Below are 18,573 nucleotides of genomic sequence, written 5' to 3' on the forward strand. Positions count from 1 at the left end.
CCTGGGGACGTCATCTGTCGCGTCGTTGCGGCGGGCGGCGGGGGGGGGGGCGGGGGACGGTCCCCTGCCCGGACTGCCGGCGCTGGAGCAGGTGGTGGTGCTGGCGGACGACGCGCCCGCCGACTTCCGTACCTGGAAGGACTTCCTGGCGGGCGGGGAGGGGGTGGGCGACGCTGAAGTGCGGGAGCGGGCACGGGAGTTGGACGGTTCGACGGTCTCGGACATCATCTTCACGTCGGGTACGACGGGCCGTCCCAAGGGTGCGGTGATCACGCACGCGCAGACGCTGCGGGCGTACGAGGTGTGGAGCGACCTGGCCGGTCTGCGCCGGGGCGACCGCTACCTGATCGTGAACCCCTTCTTCCACACCTTCGGCTACAAGGCGGGCGTGATCGCCTGTCTGATGCGGGGCGCGACGATGATCCCGCAGCCGGTGTTCAACGTGGACACGGTGCTGGCGAACATCGCCGCGGAGCGGGTGTCGGTCCTCCCGGGCCCGCCCACTCTGCACCAGTCCCTCCTCGACCACCCGGCCCGGGACGCGCACGACCTCTCGGCGCTGCGGCTGGTGGTGACCGGGGCGGCGGTGGTGCCGTTGCGGCTGGTGGAACGGTTGCGGGGCGAGCTGGGAGTGGGCACTGTCCTCACGGCGTACGGCCTCTCGGAGGCCAGCGGCATCGTGACGATGTGCCGGCGGGGGGATGATCCGGCGGTCATCGCGTCGACGTCGGGGCGGGCGATTCCGGGGGCCGAGGTCCGGGTGGAGGCCCCTCCCGGCACCCCGGGCGAGGTGCTGGTCCGCGGCTTCAACGTCATGCGGGGCTACTACGAGGACGCGGCGGCCACGGCGGAGGTCCTGGGGGAGGACGGCTGGCTGCGCACGGGCGACGTCGGCGTGCTGGACGGGGAGGGCAATCTCCGGATCACCGACCGCATCAAGGACATGTTCATCGTCGGCGGCTTCAACGCGTACCCGGCGGAGATAGAACAGCTCCTCGGCGTCCATCCCGATGTCGCGGACGTGGCGGTGATCGGCGTACCGGACGCGCGGCTGGGCGAGGTCGGGAAGGCATACGTCGTACGGCGGCCGGACGTCACGCTGACCGGCGACGACCTGATCGCCTGGGCGCGGCGGGAGATGGCGAACTACAAGGTGCCGCGGGCGGTGGAGTTCGTGGGGGAGCTGCCTCGGAACGCTGGCGGGAAGGTGGTGAAGGGGGAGTTGCGGGGGCTCTGAGCAGGCCTGGTCGGCGTGCCGCAGAGGGTGGTGAACGAAACGGTGTGGTGTGGGCCAGGGGGGCGGGTTACGCTTAGTCCATCACTTAGTCCACCCATGGGTTCCGCTGATCGTGAGGCCGTTGTGGAAGCAGCCCGGCAGTACAACGTGCATGAGGCCAAGACGCACTTCTCCCGCATCCTGGAGCAGGTCGCGACGGGAGAGGAGGTCGTGATCAGCAAGGCGGGGGAGCCGGTGGCCAAGGTGGTTCCGCTGCGGCCCAAGGTGAGGCGGTCGGGACGGGGGTCGCTCCGGGGGCAGATCCATATCCCGGACGACTTCGACACCCTCCCGGACGACATCGCCGACGCCTTCGGGATGCGCTGATGCGACTGCTGCTCGACACGCACGTGGTCCTGTGGTGGCTGGACGACTCTCCCGAACTTTCCGGCGAGATCAAGGATCTCATCGACACGGAGCCCGGGGTGTACGTGAGTGCGGTGACCCCGTGGGAGATCGCCATCAAACAGTCGCTGGGGAAGTTGGACGGTCCGGAAGACCTGGCCGAACGGGTTCGCGACAGTCAGTTCACCGGCCTGCCCGTCACGGCTGGGCACGGGGTGCGGGCCGGGCGGCTCCCGGCGCATCACCGCGACCCCTTCGACCGCATACTGATCGCTCAGGCGCAGACCGAGGGTATGACGCTGGTGACGCGCGACAAGCGGATGACGCAGTACGACGTGCAGGTCACGACTGTCTGATGGACACACGTCGGCCGCGACGGCTCCCCCTGGGCCGTCGCGGCCGATCCCCCGTGCGGTGCGGTCGGTCAGACAGGCTCGCCCGTGGCGTGCACGTTGTCCGTCGACGCGTCGGTGTCCTCGTCGAGCACCGCGGTGATCGGCTCACCCGTGGCGTGGACGTTCTTCACCGTGACGGGCCCGATCGTGGCGTGCACGTTGTCCGGAGTCACGGTGGTCGGCTCGTCCGTGGCGTGGACGTTGTCGGTGCTGTTGTCGTCGCTCATCTCACTGGCTCCCCTGTTACGTGCGGTGATTGGGCGGGATCCGCCCGGCAACTCCCCCGAGGACTGCCGGACGGATCCTCAAGGCCGGTTCACCATAGATGCCCGGCCACGTGCCGTTCCGTCTGCCCCCCGACGCGACGGCCCGACACAGCTGAGAGTGTCGGACCGCGATAAACGAACGATGAACGCCCGTGCCGAGAAGGCGGGTCCGTCGGCGTCAGGCGGCGGCCGTCGGCGTCAGCAGGCCCCTGACCTCGTCCGCCTCGGGCGCTCCCAGCGTCTCGAAGAGGTCGAGGGCCTCACGCCAGCACACCCGGGCGCGGCCGGGTTGCCCGATGCCGTCGAGGCCGCGTCCCAGCACGGTGAGCACATTGCCCCGCCGCCACTCGCCGCCGATACCGCGCAGGAGCGTCAGGGCCGCCTCGGCGTTGACCGCGGCCTGGGCGGGGCGGCGTGCCGCCAGGTCGAGTTCGGCGAGCCGGAACAGGGTCATGCCTTCCCACAGGCGCTGCCGGCTGTCACGGAACACCCGAAGTGCCTGGTTGAGGCACTCGGTCGCCTCGGACAGCTGCCCGCTCTGCGTGAGGGCGAGGCCCAGGGCGTACCGGCCGTTGGCGCCCCTCAGATCGTGCCCCATGTCGTCGTACATCGCCGTGCCCTGCTGGGCCAGGGCCACCGCGCTCGCCGTACGGGAGGTGGCCAGGTGGATGCGCGAGAGGTTGCACAGGGCGCTCGCCTCGCCGGGGCGGTCCCCGAGGACGCGGAAGCTCTCGATGGCGCGGGTGAAGTGGGCGGCGCCCTCCTCGTGCCGGTTCTGGTAGAGCGCGACCACACCGCTGATGTTGGAGGACCAGCAGCCGGTGAGCGGATCGTCGACCTGCGTGGCCAACTCCGTTGCCTGCTCGGCCTCTTGGAGCGCCACGTCGAACCTGGAGCCGGAGATGTGGTGCACGAAGGCCAGCAGCGTCAGCGCCCGTGCCTCCGTACGGGGATCCGCGGCCTCCCGCGCCGTGGTGCGCAGCAGCGCGGCCATGGCCTCGTACTCCTTGGAGTTGGTGCCCGACTCGGCCAGGTCGATCGCCGCCCACAGGACGTCCACGGCCCGCCGGAGCGTCCCCGTCCGCGCGGCCTGCCGGACGCAGGCCAGCAGGGAGACGGCCTCGGCGTACAGCCAGTCCTGTGCCGTGTGCCGGTCCGAGAACACGAGCCCCGGATACTCGGCGCGCTCCAGGTGGTCCACCAACCGGTCGCCGGGGCGTTCGATGAGGTAGACGCCCGAGACGGTGGCCAGGTAGAAGTCGAGCAACCGCGAGAGCGCGGCGGCCGGTTCGCTCGGCGGCCACTCGTCCCGCTCCGCACACGCACGCGCGTAGAGCCGCACCAGGTCGTGGTACCGATACCGGCCGGGAGCCGCCGATTCGACCAGTGACGTGTCTACGAGGGACTCCAGCAGGTCCTCGGTCTCCTCCACCGGAAGGTCCAGCACCGCCGCGGCCGCCGCCAGGGAGATGTCCGGTCCGTCCGCGAGGCCCAGCAGGCGGAACGCCCGCTTCTGCGCCGGCTCCAACTGGCCGTAGCCCAGCTCGAAGGTCGCCTTCACGGCCAGGTCGCCGGCCTGCAGCTCGTCCAACCGGCGCCGTTCGTCGGCGAGTTTGGCGGCGAGGACCGAGACCGTCCAGGTACGGCGGGCCGCGAGACGCGATGCCGCGATCCGGATCGCCAGCGGCAGGAAGCCGCACGCCGCGACCACGTCGAGGGCGGACTCCCGTTCGGCGGCGACCCGTTCGGCGCCGACGATCTTCGTGAAGAGCTGCAACGCCTCCTCGGGGGACATCACATCGAGGTCGATGAGATGTGCTCCGGCCAGGTCCACCATCCGCACACGGGACGTCACCAGCGCCGCGCAGCCCTCCATGCCGGGGAGGAGGGGCCTGACCTGCGCCGCGTCCCGCGCGTTGTCCAGCAGCACCAGCACCCGGCGGCCGTCCAGCGCCGACCGGTACAGCGCGGAGCGTTCCTCCAGGGAGTCCGGTATCGCGGAGTCCGCGGTGCCCAACGCCCTCAGGAACGCGCCCAGTACGGTCTCCGGTTCGGCGGCGCGGGAGCCCGCGCCCTGGAGGTCGACGTACAACTGGCCGTCGGGGAACGTGGATCGGGCCTGGTGGGCCACGTGGACGGCGAGGGTCGTCTTGCCGACGCCGCCGATTCCCGCGAGCGCCGACACCGCCATCACGCGGCCCTCGGCCGAGGCCAGGACGTCGCTCAGTTCGGACACGAAGGACACGCGTCCGGTGAAGTCCGGGACCGTCGCCGGGAGTTGGTGGGGGCGGACCGGTGCCGTCACGGTCTCCGCCGCCGGTGCGGAGGGTTCCGCCAGGCCCGGGTCGGCCTGGAGGATGCGGTTCTGGAGTTCGCGCAGGCCGGGGCGCGGGTCCACGCCCAGCTCGTCGGCGAGCAGGCGCCGGGTGTCCGCGTACACGGCCAGGGCCTCCGCCTGGCGGCCGGAGCGGTAGAGCGCGAGCATCAGCAGTTCGCGGAGGCGTTCGCGGAGCGGGTGGGCCGCGGTGAGGGCCGTCAGTTCGCTGACCGCCTCCGCGTGACAGCCCTGCTCCAGGTCCATGTCCAGCCGCGATTCGAGGAGTTGGAGCCGCCACTCCTCCAGGCGGACGCGCTGCGCCTCCGCGTACGGCCCGGGCAGCCCGGCCAGCGGCTCCCCGTCCCACAGCGCCAGCGCCCGGCCCAGCAGCTCCCGCGCACGGCACAGGTCACCCGCCGACTTCGCCTTCTCCGCCTCGGTCGCCAGGTCCTGGACCTCGGCCACGTCCAACGCGCCCTCGGGCAGCCCCCGTACGGCGTACCCGCCCGACTCGCTGACCAGGACCCCGGCGTCCAGCACCTTGCGCAGCCGGGACGCGTACGTCCGCACCGCGGCCAGCGCCTGCGACGGAGGGTCGTCACCCCACAGGGCGTCGATCAGCTCGCCGGCGGTCGCCGTCCGGCCCTCGCGCAGCAACAGCGCGGCCAGCAGGGCGCGTTGCTGCGGCGAGCCCGTGGGCAGCGAAACAGGGCCCCGCCAGGCACGTACCGGACCGAGCACGCTGAAACGCAGCGCCGTCGACTCCTCCGAGCCGGAGCCCGGGCGTCGCTGCTCCGGTACTCGCGGTCCACCGTCCATCGCCGTTCCCCCTAGGCAAGCCTGTTAGCTACGACAGTTTGCCTTGTTCACGGCGGATGCGTCAGCTCTAGGGGGTACCACTCACAGGTGGCCACGCGGGATATCACAAGGCCCTCACACGGCCTGCGCACAGTTCCGCACACAACCGAGCATCCCCAACCCCCATCCAGCTAGCTGACGGGTCGTCAGATCGGCGCTACCGTGAGCGCCATGGACACCCCACACACCGACCAGGCGACCCTCCCGCTGATCATCTCCGTCGACGACCACACCGTGGAGCCCGCCGACGTCTGGCAGCACCGGCTGCCCAAGAAGTACCTGGACACCGGCCCTCGGATCGTGCGCGCGCCACTGAAAGAAATGACGTTCCTCGGCGGCCGGTTCAAGCCCGTCATGGGCGAACCCGGCGACGACGGACCCATCGGCGACTGGTGGGTCTACGAGGATCTGCACCGCCCCCTCACCCGCCTCGACACCGCCGTCGGCTACAGCAGGGACGAGATCAAGCTCGAAGTCATCACTTACGAGCAGATGCGTCCGGGCTCCTACGACGTCCCGGCCCGGCTCGCCGACATGGACGTCAACCACGTCCAGTCCGCGCTCTGTTTCCCCACCTTCCCCCGCTTCTGCGGCCAGACGTTCACCGAGGCCGCCGACCGCGAACTCGGGCTGCTCTGCGTCCGCGCCTACAACGACTGGATGGTGGAGGAGTGGTGCGGCCCGGACGCACAGGGCCGCCTCATACCCCTCCCCCTGATCCCGCTCTGGGACCCGGAGTTGGCCGCCGCCGAGGTCCGCCGCAACGCGGCCCGCGGCACCCGCGCCGTCGCCTTCTCCGAGATACCTCCGCACCTCGGCCTGCCCTCCATCCACACCGACGACTGGGACCCGTTCCTCGCCGCCTGCGCCGAGACCGGCACGGTCATCGCCATGCACATCGGCTCCAGCAGCCGTATGCCCTCCACCTCCGCCGACGCACCGCCCGCCGTGGGGTCGACGATCACCTTCGCCAACTGCTGCTATTCGATGGTGGATTGGCTGATGAGCGGCAAGTTCGAACGCTTCCCGGACCTCAAAGTCATGTACGCCGAGGGGCAGATCGGCTGGATCCCCTACATCCTGGAGCGCGCCGACGTGGTCTGGGAGGAGAACCGTGCCTGGGGCGGCGTCGCCGACAAGGTGCACCGCCCGCCGTCCGAACTCTTCACCGAGCACGTCTACGGATGCTTCTTCGACGACGCGTTCGGCCTGAAGAACCTCGACTCGATCGGCGTCGGGAACGTCCTCTACGAGACCGACTACCCCCACTCCGACTCGACTTGGCCCAAGTCCCGCGAGGTCGGCGAGGCGCAGATGGGGCACCTGGCACCGGACGTGGTCGAGCGGATCGTACGAGGCAACGCGATCGAGCTGCTGGGCCTGACGGCGGACGGCCTGTGGGAGGGGCCCAAGTGAGCGGCCTCGCCTACGGGATGCAGCTGCCCGTCCAGTCGCAGAGCACCATCTACGCGGAGGCGTGGGAGGCCGACGCGGGGCCAGGCGACCTCGTCGAGATCGCCAGGGCCGCCGATCGAGCGGGCTTCGACTACATCGCGGGCTGCGACCACGTCGGCGTCCCGCGCCGCCTCGCCGCCGCGATGAGCACGATCTGGTACGACCCCGTCGCCACCCTCTCCTACCTCGCGGGCGTCACCGAGCGCGTCCGGCTGCTCAGCCATGTCGCCGTAGTCGGCCTGCGGCACCCGCTGATCAGCGCCAAGCAGTACGCCACCGTCGACCACCTCAGTGGCGGCCGGCTGATCCTCGGGGTCGGCGCCGGGCACGTACAGGAGGAGTTCGAGGCGCTGGGCGTCGACTTCGACCGCCGCGGGGCCGTCCTCGACGAGTCGATGGACGCCCTCCGCGCCGCCCTCGGCCCGGACGAATTCCCCGAGCACCACGGCAAGTTGTACGACTTCGAGGGCCTCGGGCAGCGGCCCCGCCCCGCGCAGGAACACGTCCCCCTCTGGGTCGGAGGGTCGTCCCCCGCCGCCGTACGCCGGGCCGCCCTCAAGGGCGACGGCTGGCTGCCACAGGGCGACCCCCGGGACCGGCTGCCCGCACAGATCGAGCGGATACGGCGACTGCGCGAAGAGGCCACCATCCAGGGGCCGTTCGTGTTCGGGGCCATCACCGAGCCGCTCTACGTCGGTGAGCCGGGATGGGAGGTCGGGCGCCGCACACTCACCGGAGCCCCCGAAGCCCTCGCCGAGTCCCTTCGCGCCTACCGGGCGATGGGCGTGGACCAGATCCAGGTGCGGTTCCGCTGCCGCGACCGCGGCGAACTCACCGACCAGATAAGCCGGTTCGGGACCGAGGTGGGGCCCCTGCTCTGAACACGCCTCTGATCACAACCTGTTTGAACACGGTCACGCCGCGCCGGATATGTACGGACGTACGGACGTCATGGCTCCGGCGGAAGGACCCCCGAAGTGCGATCCTCCGAACGACTCGTAGTTGCCGTGGCCTCCGCCGGGGTCACCTGGCCGCACGAGGACTGGCCGCCCCCGGACGATCCGTACGTGGACCGTGTGCTGCATGTCCCCCGCCCTACCAGGGGTTGGCGGAGACCGCGGCGGACGTCGTCGTGCTGCACTGCGAGGACCCGGCCGTGTCCTTTTCGGGGCTGCTGGAGGTTCTCCGCACCCGGGGTGTCCCGGCGGTCGTGGTCAGTCCGCGCCGGGACACCGAAGCGGTGGTCGAGGTGTTCCGGGCCGGAGCGGGCTATCTGGTCGAGGACGACCACTGCCCCCAGATGATGTCCTCGGCGATGGTGGCGGCCACCGTCGGGCACACCTACGTCTCTCCGTCGGCGACCGCCGCCCTGCGTGAGGGGGCGCAGCGGATGGCCGCGACCGACGACGCGATGGAGCGGCTGCGCGCGCTGCTCTCGCCGCGCGAGCAGCAGATCATGGAGCTGCTGTCGACCGGCCTGGGCGCGCAGCGGATCGGGCAGCGATTACGGCTGAGCGAGAAGACCGTCCGCAACAACCTCAGCAACATCTATGCCAAGTTGGACGCCAGGAGCGGCACGGACGCGGTCCTGCGGTGGCTGGGAGCCACGCCCGTGCTTCGCACCTGAGAACCATCTGGGAACACCGGCCGGAATCCCTTTCCGGGGATTGGCGAGGATCAGGGCGCCGGGACCTCCGTCAGCGGTATTTCGACGTCGGTGACATTGGCACCGCCCTCACCGAATCCGGCCTCTTCGGACTGGAGGGCCTTCGTGGAGTTCGGGACCGTGTCGGCCGCTGTGGTTGCGCATTTCACGTTCCGCAGCCAAAGGCGCCCGTCGGGCGTTCCGTTGTTCAGGATCTGCGGATAGAAGACGTGCACAGTAGCTGCTCCCTCGCTCGGCGCGAAGAACACCGTCTGACCGTCCTGCGCCTCTTTGTACGTGGCCTTCAGGAATCCGCTGACATCGGTGCGCTTGGCGGACCACATGAAGAAGGCGGTGCTGTCCGGCTGCACGGTGTCCGTCCGGCTGAAGGCGAGGGTGGTCGTCTTGTCGTCACGCGTGATGTTGATGGTCGACGTACTGAATTCCAGGCCGATTTCGAAGAGCGAGTCGCCGAGTTTCGTACCGGCCTCGGTGACGGTTCCCTCCTCCACCTGAAGGGTTCTCGTCACCGATGTGCTGACATTGAAGGTCTTCGACGCGGTGCTGGTGGAACCGCAGTTGTCGGACACCGGGGAGACGCGTTCGTTGGGCCCGAGGCTGTTCGCCTTGAACTGGACGTCGACGAACTCGCAGTCGGCCAGCTTGTCGGAGTCCGCGGAACAGTCGGCGCTCACTTCGGACGGGGTGGCGGCATTCGCCTGGTTCATCAGCGGGACGATCACCGCGAGCGCCGCCACCGGGGCCAGGGCCAGGGTGATGCGCTTCTTCTTGCTCCGGTGGCTTCTCGTGCGGCCGGTCCGGGTCATGGGTGTCTCCAGAGGGGGTGAGGTGAGCTGAAGTAGCTGTGAACTGGGGTTACTTGACGACCGTCGGGTTGCTCAGCAGTCCTCCAGGACCGCCTTGGAGGTGCCGTCCACGACACCGGGAGCACCTGCGGCGCCGGGCAGGATGACGGGTCCCTCGACGACGTCCGGGGCCACGAAGTTCTGCTCCGGGCTGGCGGGCAGGACGGTGGTCTGCTCCCGGGCGTCGACACGCACCCGCCATTCGCCGGTCATGCGCTGCAGCTTCGGCGTGAACTCCATGTGGAGCACCTTGCCGACCGGCACGTCCCGCGCTTCCGTGTCCCCGGCCGTCGCCGACTTCACGGTCATGTCGAGGGTGCCCTTGTGCTTGGTCCAGGACCCGCTCAGGAATCCGAAGAGGCCGCCTGCGGCGCCCTGTTGGGTGGAGACGTACTTTCCCTGTCCCTGGGCCGAGGTCGAGGACCAGGTGATGGACACCTTGGCCGGATCGGTGGCGTTCGGCTCGCAGTTGGGGAAGTCGATGGACGCCTTTTCGGTGGGTCCGTCGAAGGTCTCGAAATTCGTCTCCACGTAGTCGCAGTTGTCGGCCTGGAAACCGTCCGCGAAGGCGCCGCCGAAATCCTCCACGGACCGCTGTTCGCCATTGACCACCGCGGACCTCTCGCACATGGTCATGATCTGGTCCGGCGTCTTCGCGTCGGCCGCGTTCGCCGACGGCAGCAGGGCGACGACGACCCCGCCGGTGGCGAGTGCCGCGCCGATCGCCACGTACCTGACTTTCCTGTTGCGCAATCTCCTCTTTGCCATACCCGGCATTCTTGGAGCCGAGCCGAGGTATGGACAGAGTCAAATGTCCCTGCTCCGCGGTCACTTGACGTGTGCTTGAGCACTCGAAGTGTGCTTGTGCAAGGCCTCCCACTCCATCTGACGCTCCGTCAGGTACGACGCTACGATGACCCGCATCCACCGATCCCGAGGAGGCCCGCATGGGCAAGCTGGACGGGCGCGTCGTTCTGGTCACCGGAGCGGCGCGTGGGCAGGGGGAGCAGGAGGCACGGCTGTTCGCGGCCGAGGGCGCGAAGGTCGTCGTAGCCGATGTGCTGGATGAGCAAGGGGAGGCGCTGGCAAAGGAGTTGGGCGCGTCCTATGTCCATCTCGACGTCGGTGAGGAGGCGGACTGGAGCGCCGCCGTGGGGGCCGCCAAGGAGGTGTACGGGCGGATCGACGGGCTGGTCAACAACGCGGGGATCCTGCGGTTCAACTCCCTGGTGGACACGCCCCTGGAAGAGTTCATGCAGGTCGTGCGGGTGAACCAGGTCGGCTGCTTCCTCGGGATCAAGACCGTGGCGGCGGCGATGGAGGACGGCGGCACGATCGTCAACACGGCCTCGTACACGGCGGTGACGGGGATGGCGGCCGTCGGCGCGTACGCGGCCACCAAGCACGCCATCCTCGGGCTCACCCGCGTCGCCGCCCTCGAACTCGCGGACCGGCGCATCCGGGTCAACGCGATGTGCCCGGGCGCCATCGACACCGCGATGTCCAATCCGGCTCAGCTGGACCCGGACGCGGATGTCGAGGAGATGTCCAGGGCTCTCGACGAGTTGTACCGCAAGCTCGTACCGCTCGGCCGGATCGGGAAGCCGGAGGAAGTGGCCCGCCTCGCGCTCTTCCTGACCTCCGAGGACTCGTCCTACATCACCGGGCAGCCCTTCGTGATCGACGGCGGCTGGCTGGCCGGCGTCTCCGTCTTCTGACCGTACGTCTGCCTCATCTGACCGTACGTCAGCTCTTGACCATCCATGCGGCCGGTGCCACAGTCGGCGGCAGATCGCGAATCTGACGAAGCGTCAGAAACTATTGGGGACGGTGAACCTCCTTGGAATTCGGGCTCTTTGTACAGGGATACGTGGGCAAGCGAGCCGAGACGGACCCGCTGGCCGAGCACAAGGCGCTGATGGAGGAGACCGAGTACGTCATCCAGGCGGACAAGTCCGGCTTCAAGTACGCCTGGGCGTCCGAGCACCACTTCCTGGAGGAGTACTCGCACCTCTCGGCGAACGACGTCTTCCTCGGCTATCTCGCCCACGCGACCGAACGCATCCACCTCGGGTCGGGCATCTTCAACCCCCTCGCCCAGGTCAACCACCCGGTGAAGGTCGCCGAGAAGGTCGCCATGCTCGACCATCTCTCCAACAACCGCTTCGAGTTCGGGAGCGGGCGCGGCGCGGGCTCGCACGAGATCCTCGGGTTCATACCGGGCGTGACCGACATGAACTACACCAAGGAGATCTGGGAAGAGACCATCGCCGAGTTCCCCAAGATGTGGCTCCAGGACGAGTACGTCGGCTTCCAGGGCAAACACTGGCAGTTGCCGCCGCGCAAGATCCTCCCCAAGCCGTACGGCAAGGCGCACCCCGCGATGTGGTACGCCGCCGGGTCGCCTCCGTCGTACGCCATGGCCGCGCGCAAGGGGCTGGGGGTGCTGGGGTTCAGCATCCAGAAGGTGTCCGACATGGAGTGGGTGCTGGAGCAGTACAAGACGGCGATCGTGAACGCCGAGCCGGTCGGGGCGTTCGTCAACGACAACGTCATGGTGACTACGACGGCGATCTGCGCGCCGACTCATGACGAGGCGATCCGTATCGCCACGAGTGGGGGGCTGCACTATCTGCCCTCGCTGGTGTTCCGGTACCACGACACGTTTCCTCGGCCTGAGGGGTTCCCGGTGTGGCCGGAGACCCTGCCCGAGTACACGCCGGAGTTCGTCGAACTCCTCGTGGAAGAAGAGCTGTTGATCTGTGGGGATCCGGACGAGGTGCTCACTCAGTGCAAGCGGTGGGAGCAGGCCGGGGCGGATCAGTTGAGCTTCGGGTTGCCGGTGGGGGTGCCGAAGGAGGAGACGTTGCAGACGATTCGGTTGATCGGGGAGCATGTGGTTCCGAAGATCGACACGGATCCTGTGCACCGGACTACGCGGTTCCGTCAGGCGGCTTGAGGTCTCGTTTCGGGGTGCGGGTGCGTTGTGGCTGGTCGCGCAGTTCCCCGCGCCCCTGAAGGGGCGCTACACGTACCGGAGTTGAGGAGGCGAGCCTCGTGCTCGATCACGTCATCAAAGGCGCGACCGTCGTCGACGGGACGGGGGCGCCCGGCTTTGTCGCCGACGTCGGGATACGGGACGGTCGTATCGCCGTCATCGGTACGGTGGTTGAGGAGTCCCGTACCGGCGAGGACGCGCACGGACTTGTTCTCGCGCCCGGGTTCGTCGACCCCCACACCCACTACGACGCCCAGCTCTTCTGGGACCCGTATGCCACGCCCTCTCTCAACCACGGGGTGACGACTGTGGCGGCCGGCAACTGTGGGTTCACGCTTGCCCCGTTGAATCCGGGCCGTCCCGCCGATGCCGACTACACGCGCCGGATGATGTCCAAGGTCGAGGGCATGTCTCTGGTGGCGCTGGAGGAAGGCGCGCCTTGGAGTTGGCAGTCCTTCGGCGACTACCTGGACGCTCTCGAAGGGCGGATCGCTGTCAACGCGGGGTTCATGGTGGGGCATTGTGCGTTGCGGCGGTATGTGATGGGGGCGGATGCCGTCGGTGGGCAGCCGAGTGAGGAGCAACTCGCGGAGATGTTGCGGTTGTTCCACGAGGCGATGGACGCCGGGGCGTGGGGGTTCTCCACCACCCAGTCCACGACTCACTCGGACGGTGACGGCAAGCCGGTCGCCTCTCGGCATGCGCTGCCCGCCGAACTGGTCGCACTCTCCAGGGCTGTTGGCGAGCACGAGGGTACGCAGATCGAGGCGATCGTCGCCGGGTGTCTGGATCAGTTCAGTGACGCGGAGATCGATCTGTTCGTCGAGATGAGCGCGGTCGCCGGGCGGCCGTTGAACTGGAACGTGCTGACGGTCGACGCCTCCGTTCCTGAGCGCGTGCCCCGGCAACTGTTCGCGAGTGAGCGGGCGCGGAAGGCCGGCGGGCGGGTCGTCGCGCTGACCATGCCGATCCTCACGCCGATGAACATGTCCCTCGGCACCTTCTGCGCGCTGAACCTGATCCCCGGGTGGGGGCCGATCCTGAGCCTGCCCGTGCCGGAGCGGATCGCCAGGCTGCGGGAGCCGGATGTACGCGCCGAGATGCTGCGGAATGCCAACAGCAAGGAGGCGGGCGTCTTCCGGCGGCTCGCGAACTTCGGGCGGTATGTGATCGGCGATACGTACAGCGCGGCCAACGAGGGGCTGACCGGGCGGGTAGTGAAGGACATCGCGGCCGAGCGTGGCCAGGAGGCCTTCGAGTGTCTGGTCGAGATCTGTGCGGCCGATGAGTTGCGGACGGTGCTGTGGCCGATGCCCTCCGACAACGATCCCGCCTCCTGGGCGCTGCGCGCCGAGACCTGGCAGCACGAGGACGTGCTGCTCGGCGGGTCCGACGCGGGGGCGCATCTGGACCGGATGTGCGGGGCGCCGTACACGACTCGGTTCATCGGGGACTGCTTGCGTGGGCGGAAGTTGGTGGGGCTGGAGCAGGCGGTGAAGATGCTGACCGATGATCCGGCTCGGCTGTTCGGGCTGCGGGAGCGGGGGCAGTTGCGGGAGGGCTGGCATGCGGACCTGGTGCTCTTCGACCCGGAACGGATCGACGCCGGCAAGGCCACCCTGGTGCACGACCTGCCGGGCGACAGTCCGCGCCTCGACTCCAAGGCGATCGGGATACGGGCCGTGTGGGTCAACGGAGTTGAGGCCATCCGGGACGACGTGGTGAGCGGGTCCGTGCCGGGGCGGGTGCTGCGGTCGGGGCGGGACACCAGGACGGTGAGCACGAAGTGAGTTCCCAAGTGGCGGACGGCCAGCGGTTGTTCGTCGGCGGGGAGTGGGTCGAGCCGGACGGTGGGCACTACGCCGTGGTCGATCCGGCGACCGAGGAGACCGTGGGGTGGGCGCCGGAGGCCTCGCGGGGGCAGGTGTTCGCCGCCGCCGCCGCTGCCCGGGAGGCGTTCGGGCCGTGGTCGCGTACGCCGGCCGAGGAGCGCGCGGCGGTTCTCGGCCGGGCGGCGGACATCATCCGCGGCGGGCTCGTGTCGTACGCCGAACTCGCCCAGGCGGAGACCGGCGCCACGACCGGGACCGCACGGGGCATGCAAGTGGGCGTGGCCGCAGCCCGGTTCCGGCGGTACGCGACCGTCGAACCGGCCGAGTGGGCGATCGCGCCGCAGGTCAACGAGGCGGGTCCGTTCGGGCGGGCGGCCGTGATGGGCGCGCTCGCCGTACGGCAGCCGGTCGGCGTCGTCGCCTGCATCACGTCGTACAACAACCCCTGGGCGAACCCCGCCGGCAAGATCGCCCCCGCCCTCGCCATGGGCAACACGGTAGTCGTGAAACCGGCCCCGCAGGACCCGCTGTCCGTCTACCGCATGGCGGAGGCGCTGGAGGCGGCCGGGGTGCCGCGCGGGGTCGTGAACGTGGTCAACGGGCGTTCGGTGGAGGTCGGCGAGGCGGCGGTGGAGTCCGGTGACGTCGACATGGTCAGCTTCACCGGTTCCACGGCTGTCGGGCAGCGGATCGCCGAGGTGTGCGGGCGGGGGATGAAACGGCAGTTGATGGAGCTGGGCGGGAAGGGCGCGGCTGTCGTCTTCGACGACGCGGATCTCGCCTCCGCCGTGTCCGGGATCGGTACGACGTTCTCCTTCTACAGCGGGCAGATCTGTACGGCGCCTACGCGGGTGCTGGCGCAGCGCGGCGTGTACGACCGCCTGGTTGACCAACTGGGCGCTTACGCAGGTCGGTTGAAGGTCGGCGACCCGCGCTCGCCGGACACGGTGGTCGGGCCGGTGATCTCGGCGGCACACCGGGAGCGTGTCGAGTCGTACGTCGAACTGGGCCGGAAGGAGGGCGCGGTGGTGGTCGCGGGCGGTGAACGACCCTCCGACGGACCGGGGTTCCTCGTCACCCCCACCGTCCTGGCCGACTGCACCGCTGAGATGAGGGTCGTCCGCGAGGAGATCTTCGGGCCTGTCGTCGTGGTCGTCCCCTTCGACGACGAGGAGGAAGGGGTGGCCCTCGCCAACGACAGCGACTACGGCCTCATCGACTACGTGTGGTCGGGAGACGTGGCCCGGGCGTTCCGGGTGGCCCGGCTGCTGCGGGCCGGCGGGGTGGGGGTCAACACCGTGGGGCGCAACATGGAGGCGCCGTTCGGGGGCTTCAAGAAGAGCGGGGTCGGACGGGACGTGGGGTCGTACGCGCTGCACGCGTACAGCGAGGTGCAGGCGATCGTGTGGCCGGGGTGAGGGCCTCCCCCCTCGCTCTTGCTCCCTAAAAAAGTAGGCTCAGTCCCGTCCAACAAGCAGGCTCAGTCCCGCAGATCCACCCGCACCGTCAGCAGGCTCGACCCCATCGCCTTCACCGCCGTGCTGTTGAAGCGGGGCAGGGTGCGCAGGCGGGTCTGGGGGTCGTCGTCGGGGAGCAGGTGGGCCGTGCCGGTGTGCCAGCGGCCCATGATGCGGACCCGTACCTCCGGATTCGCCTTGATGTTGCGGACGTACTGGGAGAGTTCGCCGAACTCCGAGACCAGCCAGAAGGTGTCGCCGACGCGGCGGCCGCCGAGCGGGGTGCGGCGTGGCTCGCCGGAGACGCGGCCGGTGGTCTCCAGGACGGTCTGGGTGGGCAGGTGGCGCGTGACCGAGTTCAGCAGGCGCTGGAATCTCGTGACATTGCGGTACTTGGACTCGGGGGTGCTCGGCATCGGTTTCCGGATCTCCTGTCGGCTGGGTGTGTCCGTGGACTTCAATGATCCCGTGCGCGTCGTGACGTGGAACCTGTGGTGGCGGTACGGGCCCTGGGAGGCCCGGCAGAAGGCGATTCTCGCCGTGTTGCGTGAACTGCGGCCCGATGTCGTCGGGTTGCAGGAAGTGTGGGACACCGGGGGAGCCGGCGGTGAGAACCTCGCCGCGTGGCTCGCCGGGGAACTCGGGATGCACTGGACCTGGGGAGCCTCCCACGACCCCGGGTTCTGGCAGCGGCGGCTCGGCGACCCCACCGTCGGTATCGGCAACGCCGTCCTCAGCCGCTGGCCCGTCGCCGAGCGGGCCGTACTGCCGCTGCCGCCCGGGGACGGTGACGGCGGCCGGCTCGCGCTGTACGCGGGGCTGGACGCGCCGGGGCACCGCGTCCCCTTCTTCACCGTCCACCTCTCCTCCGCCACCGACGCCTCGGCCGTACGGTGCCAACAGGTCACCGCGCTCGCGGAGTTCGTCGCCGAGCACCGTGGCGACGGGCCCTTCCCGCCCGTCGTCACCGGCGACTTCAACGCCTGGCCCGACTCGGACGAGGTGCGGTTGTTCGGCGGGTACAAGACCGCGCCGCCCGTGGGTGGTCAAGTCCTCATCGACGCCTGGGACTTCGCCGATCCGGGGGCGCCTTCGGCCACCTGGGATCTCGCGAATCCCTATGTCGCGGGCACGTTCGGTCCCAGTGTCCGTATCGACTACGTCTTCGTCGCGCCGACCGGGAAAGGTGGGCTCGGCCACGTGCGGGGCGTACGGCGGGCGGGGGACGGGCCGGTCGACGGGGTGTGGCCGACCGACCACGCGGCGATCGTCGTCGACCTGAGCGACGACAGGTCCTGGGCAGCCGGGACGATCACTTGCCGCCCGCGCCCAGGAAGATCGGATTCGTGAACGCGGCCAGCGCCCCCGGTACCGGTCCCGCCGCCGTCTCGTGCCTCAACTCGGCCCGTACGTACGCCGCGTAGGACGCCGTCGTGTGCCACTCCACGCTGCCCGCCCCGCCCACCGGCAGCGGATCGCTGGTGAACAGGACCCCCTGGTCGGTCACGAAGCGGACGGTGCAGCGGGGGGCGCCCGTGGCCTCCAGTCGTAGCGTGACCGGGGTGTCCGCATCGACCCTCAACCGCTCGCCGATTCCCGCGTGTTCGGCCCGGCCGCCGGACGCGGTGAAGGTGAGGGAGAGGTTCTTGGACTCGGCGACGTAGGAGTGCCCCGCGCGGAGGCCGTCCTGGATCGCCTCCCTCGTCAAGTCGTCGGCCAGGACGACGGTTTGGGGCAGGCCGATCGCGTCCGGGTCGCGGTGGGCGTCGCTGTTGCCCATCGCCGGGAGCCACTCCCGGCTCTCCCGCACGGACGCCACCAGCGTCGCGTCCCAGGAGGCCAGGGCGACCTCGTCGTCGGGCGTGTAGGGGCCGTTCCACACCTCGACGGCGTCCGCCTCGCCGAAGCCGAACTTCCAGGCGCAGCCGATGCAGGTGGCGTGCGGATGGGCGGGGACCACCAGGCCGCCGGCCCGCCGGATCTCGCGGGCGAACTTTCCGAAGCGGTTGTCGCGCGCCCGGTAACGCCAGTCGATGAAGGTGCCGGGCTCAGTGCCGAGGGCGACGACGTGGCCGTTGCGCGTGGTGACTTCCTCGCCGAGCAGGATCAGCAGGTCGTCGCCCGCCTCCGAGGCCCAATGAGGATGCGAGGACTGGGTGTTGTGGTCCGACGTGTTGATGAAGTCCAGGCCCGCCGCACGCGCCAGCGCCGCGATCTCGGCGGGGGTGCGGCGCCCGTCCGAGTACCAGGAGTGCAGGTGGCAGTCACCCCGGTACCAGGCCCGCCCGCGCCCCTTCGCCCGCTCCGGCGGGTACACCGGCCGCGGGGCGACGCCCGGTTCGCCGTAGGTGAGCGTGATCGTGAGCTCGTACGACAGTCCCTGCGGGGACACCGTGTACGGGCCCAGCGCGATGTGCCAGGTGCCGGCGCGCACGGGGCCGGGGAGGTAGCCGGGCGTCGCGTCGTCCACCCGGAGGAAGAACTCGGTGCGGGCCCCGCCCGACCAGCCCCGGAAACCCCGGCCGCCCAGGTCCGTGCCGTGCTGGTCGAAGATGCCGATGTCGAGGGCGTTGCCTTGGGTGCCGGCCGGGACTGACGGCTTGTCGTACGTGTAGGCCACCTTGATCTCGTTGACCCCTGTGGGGACCTCGACAGGCACGTACACATAGTCGGGCGAACCGGTCGGGAGCGTGCCCCGTACCGTCCGCGTCTCCTGGGCGCCGCTTGCCGGGGTCGTCGCACCGCTCGCGAAGGTCACGCTTCCCAACGTAAGCGCGGCGGTGGCGCCCGTCACGATCAGCGCGCGTCTGTTCATCCCGAAGTCGTGATCGCCGGTGCCGTGGTCGTCGTCGCACATGCTGCT

General features: G+C 69.7%; 17 protein-coding genes. 11 read left to right on the forward strand and 6 right to left on the reverse strand.

Annotation, left to right across the window (positions count from 1 at the left end; genetic code table 11):
• The 3 genes from ACFWP5_RS38960 to ACFWP5_RS38970 form a co-directional block, all read left to right on the forward strand.
• On the forward strand, positions 1-1,237 hold a 1,237-nt coding region (locus ACFWP5_RS38960; protein WP_384168033.1), incomplete at its 5' end, for an AMP-binding protein.
• A gap of 123 nt (positions 1,238-1,360) precedes the next feature.
• The gene (locus ACFWP5_RS38965; RefSeq protein WP_366093549.1) at positions 1,361-1,603 is read left to right on the forward strand and encodes a type II toxin-antitoxin system Phd/YefM family antitoxin; all 243 of its coding nucleotides are present in this window, start codon (positions 1,361-1,363) and stop codon (positions 1,601-1,603) included.
• Complete coding sequence (locus ACFWP5_RS38970; RefSeq protein ID WP_384168036.1) at positions 1,603-1,977, forward strand: type II toxin-antitoxin system VapC family toxin; 375 nt, start codon at positions 1,603-1,605, stop codon at positions 1,975-1,977. Before ACFWP5_RS38965 ends, ACFWP5_RS38970 begins: the two co-directional genes overlap by 1 nt.
• A gap of 68 nt (positions 1,978-2,045) precedes the next feature.
• On the opposite strand, the gene ACFWP5_RS38975 is transcribed toward ACFWP5_RS38970, so the two are convergent.
• Complete coding sequence (locus tag ACFWP5_RS38975; RefSeq protein ID WP_384168039.1) at positions 2,046-2,243, reverse strand: hypothetical protein; 198 nt, start codon at positions 2,241-2,243, stop codon at positions 2,046-2,048.
• Between the two features lie 217 nt (positions 2,244-2,460).
• Entirely contained in the window at positions 2,461-5,418 is a 2,958-nt protein-coding gene (locus ACFWP5_RS38980) for a BTAD domain-containing putative transcriptional regulator (protein WP_384168041.1), read from the reverse strand.
• A 210-nt stretch (positions 5,419-5,628) separates the two neighbouring features.
• Between ACFWP5_RS38980 and ACFWP5_RS38985 the strand changes: the two genes are divergently transcribed.
• The 3 genes from ACFWP5_RS38985 to ACFWP5_RS38995 all read left to right on the forward strand — a co-directional run bounded on the left by ACFWP5_RS38985 (position 5,629) and on the right by ACFWP5_RS38995 (position 8,539).
• Complete coding sequence (locus ACFWP5_RS38985) at positions 5,629-6,873, forward strand: amidohydrolase family protein (protein WP_384168044.1); 1,245 nt, start codon at positions 5,629-5,631, stop codon at positions 6,871-6,873.
• 17 nt (positions 6,874-6,890) lie between these two features.
• A complete protein-coding gene (locus ACFWP5_RS38990; RefSeq protein WP_384168099.1) occupies positions 6,891-7,793 on the forward strand; it encodes an LLM class F420-dependent oxidoreductase in 903 nt (300 codons plus the stop codon).
• A 224-nt stretch (positions 7,794-8,017) separates the two neighbouring features.
• Positions 8,018-8,539, forward strand: a complete 522-nt coding sequence (locus ACFWP5_RS38995) for a response regulator transcription factor (protein ID WP_384168047.1) — start codon at positions 8,018-8,020, stop codon at positions 8,537-8,539.
• A 50-nt stretch (positions 8,540-8,589) separates the two neighbouring features.
• Here the strand turns inward: ACFWP5_RS38995 and ACFWP5_RS39000 are convergent, their stop codons facing one another.
• Together ACFWP5_RS39000 and ACFWP5_RS39005 are read right to left on the reverse strand one after the other, a co-directional pair.
• The gene (locus ACFWP5_RS39000) at positions 8,590-9,384 is read right to left on the reverse strand and encodes a hypothetical protein (RefSeq protein WP_384168050.1); all 795 of its coding nucleotides are present in this window, start codon (positions 9,382-9,384) and stop codon (positions 8,590-8,592) included.
• A 72-nt stretch (positions 9,385-9,456) separates the two neighbouring features.
• Positions 9,457-10,191 carry a hypothetical protein gene (locus ACFWP5_RS39005; protein ID WP_384168053.1) on the reverse strand — a complete coding sequence of 245 codons (735 nt, stop codon included), beginning with the start codon at positions 10,189-10,191 and terminating at the stop codon, positions 9,457-9,459.
• A 179-nt stretch (positions 10,192-10,370) separates the two neighbouring features.
• Here ACFWP5_RS39005 and ACFWP5_RS39010 point away from each other — a divergent pair, with 179 nt between their 5' ends.
• The 4 genes from ACFWP5_RS39010 (at position 10,371) to ACFWP5_RS39025 (ending at position 15,671) form a co-directional block, all read left to right on the forward strand.
• Positions 10,371-11,141 (forward strand): SDR family NAD(P)-dependent oxidoreductase, encoded by a 771-nt coding sequence (locus ACFWP5_RS39010; protein WP_384168056.1) that lies wholly within the window; start codon positions 10,371-10,373, stop codon positions 11,139-11,141.
• Positions 11,142-11,263: 122 nt separating this feature from the next.
• Entirely contained in the window at positions 11,264-12,382 is a 1,119-nt protein-coding gene (locus ACFWP5_RS39015; protein ID WP_384168058.1) for an LLM class flavin-dependent oxidoreductase, read from the forward strand.
• A 98-nt stretch (positions 12,383-12,480) separates the two neighbouring features.
• A complete protein-coding gene (locus ACFWP5_RS39020; RefSeq protein WP_384168060.1) occupies positions 12,481-14,211 on the forward strand; it encodes an amidohydrolase family protein in 1,731 nt (576 codons plus the stop codon).
• Entirely contained in the window at positions 14,208-15,671 is a 1,464-nt protein-coding gene (locus ACFWP5_RS39025) for an aldehyde dehydrogenase family protein (RefSeq protein ID WP_384168063.1), read from the forward strand. The genes ACFWP5_RS39020 and ACFWP5_RS39025 overlap by 4 nt, the downstream gene beginning before the upstream one ends.
• 62 nt (positions 15,672-15,733) lie before the next feature.
• On the opposite strand, the gene ACFWP5_RS39030 is transcribed toward ACFWP5_RS39025, so the two are convergent.
• Positions 15,734-16,126: a nitroreductase/quinone reductase family protein gene (locus ACFWP5_RS39030; RefSeq protein WP_384168066.1), complete on the reverse strand. Its 393-nt coding sequence runs from the start codon at positions 16,124-16,126 to the stop codon at positions 15,734-15,736.
• A 52-nt stretch (positions 16,127-16,178) separates the two neighbouring features.
• Here ACFWP5_RS39030 and ACFWP5_RS39035 point away from each other — a divergent pair, with 52 nt between their 5' ends.
• Positions 16,179-17,060, forward strand: coding sequence for an endonuclease/exonuclease/phosphatase family protein (locus ACFWP5_RS39035; protein WP_384168069.1), 882 nt, complete (start codon positions 16,179-16,181; stop codon positions 17,058-17,060).
• On the opposite strand, the gene ACFWP5_RS39040 is transcribed toward ACFWP5_RS39035, so the two are convergent.
• Positions 17,023-18,567 carry a CehA/McbA family metallohydrolase gene (locus ACFWP5_RS39040; protein ID WP_384168072.1) on the reverse strand — a complete coding sequence of 515 codons (1,545 nt, stop codon included), beginning with the start codon at positions 18,565-18,567 and terminating at the stop codon, positions 17,023-17,025. The genes ACFWP5_RS39035 and ACFWP5_RS39040 overlap by 38 nt on opposite strands.
• Between the last annotated feature and the right edge of the window lie 6 nt (positions 18,568-18,573).

The organism is Streptomyces sp. NPDC058469, assembly GCF_042721125.1.
In the GTDB taxonomy this organism is placed as follows: domain Bacteria; phylum Actinomycetota; class Actinomycetes; order Streptomycetales; family Streptomycetaceae; genus Streptomyces.